Source organism: bacterium (assembly GCA_024224155.1).
Lineage (GTDB): Bacteria > Acidobacteriota > Thermoanaerobaculia > Multivoradales > JAHEKO01 > CALZIK01.
On sequence record JAAENP010000244.1, the window covers coordinates 1 to 1,183 of the forward strand.

Annotated in this window: 1 protein-coding gene; it reads right to left on the minus strand. The window is 64.6% G+C overall.

Features of this window, described 5'->3' with window-relative positions; all coding sequences use genetic code 11:
• Positions 1–36: 36 nt before the first annotated feature.
• The gene (locus GY769_12840; GenBank protein MCP4202806.1) at positions 37–945 is read right to left on the minus strand and encodes a hypothetical protein; all 909 of its coding nucleotides are present in this window, start codon (positions 943–945) and stop codon (positions 37–39) included.
• Positions 946–1,183 lie beyond the last annotated feature (238 nt).

Sequence of the window (1,183 nt, forward strand, 5' to 3'; positions counted from 1 at the left end):
CGGAACCGACCTCTGCTGTTGCTAGGCCCCCTCTTCCTAGGGACCGCCGAGCGGCAGCGCGACACCCAACGACGAAATGTCCATGGAATAGAGCGCGATCGAACGCTCGCCGGGCGCCGCGTCGCGGCTGGACGCAAACACTAGAGACCTTCCGTCTGGTGAGATCGCCGGAAAGCCGTCGAAGGCGTCGCTGAAGGTCAGGCGCGTCTGCTCGCCGGTTTCGAGGTTGCCCAGGTAGATCTCGAAGTTGCGCGGCGGCAGCACCTTGACGAAGGCGAAGTGGACGCCGTCCGGACCGGGATGGGGGGCCCAGTTAGTGCCCCCGTCGTTCGTCACTTGCCGTAGTCCGGTTCCGTCGTGCCGGATCGTGAAGATCGTCATCGGCTTCGGGCTCTGGGGCTGATCCTCCGTTTTCCAGGCGCGATAGAGGATGGTCTCGCTGTCGGGGAGATAGAACGATCCGCCCTCCTGCCAATCCGGAGTGTGGGTGATCTGTTCCTCACCGCTACCGTCGGGGCGCATCCGCCACAGATCCAACAGTCCGTCGATCTGGCGGCTGAAGAGAATCCACTGTCCATCCGGCGATACCGAAACCTCCGCGTCGTAGACCTCATTCTGAGTGAGCCTGCGCACGTCGCTCCCGTCCGGGGCCGACGTGTACAGCTCGGCTCCTTGCGGGTAGTCGTCGGGATCCGAGTAGTCCCCTTCGGGAAGATCCAGCCGGTCCCGGGTCGAGGTCCAGATCAACCGGTCGCCTTCGGGAAAGAAGAACGAGCAGGCGTCGCGCCCCACGTCGTTGATCCGTGTCGACTCGGTGCCGTCGAGCTTCATGGTGTGAACGTGGTAGTCGAGCTCGTCGTCGACCTTGCCGTTGAAGATGAGCTTCGTACCGTCGGCCGAGAAGTAGGCCTCGGCCGCCATGCCCCGATGCGGAATGCGTGTCACCGGTAGCTCACGGCCCGCCGTCTCAGGCGACGTCTCTTCCCGCGCGGGTGCCTCTGTTCCGGCAGGCGACGACGGCGGCGAGCAGGCGCCGGAAAGCACGCCGAGGCCCGCGACCACGACCAGGCCTGTAGCAGCCCGGCCGCCAGATCCAGATCCTGCGCTCGTGAATCGTGTGGTCATTCTCGCCGCTACCTTTGGCTCTCGAAATCGATGGCCACTCCAACGTGGTAGTTACGGC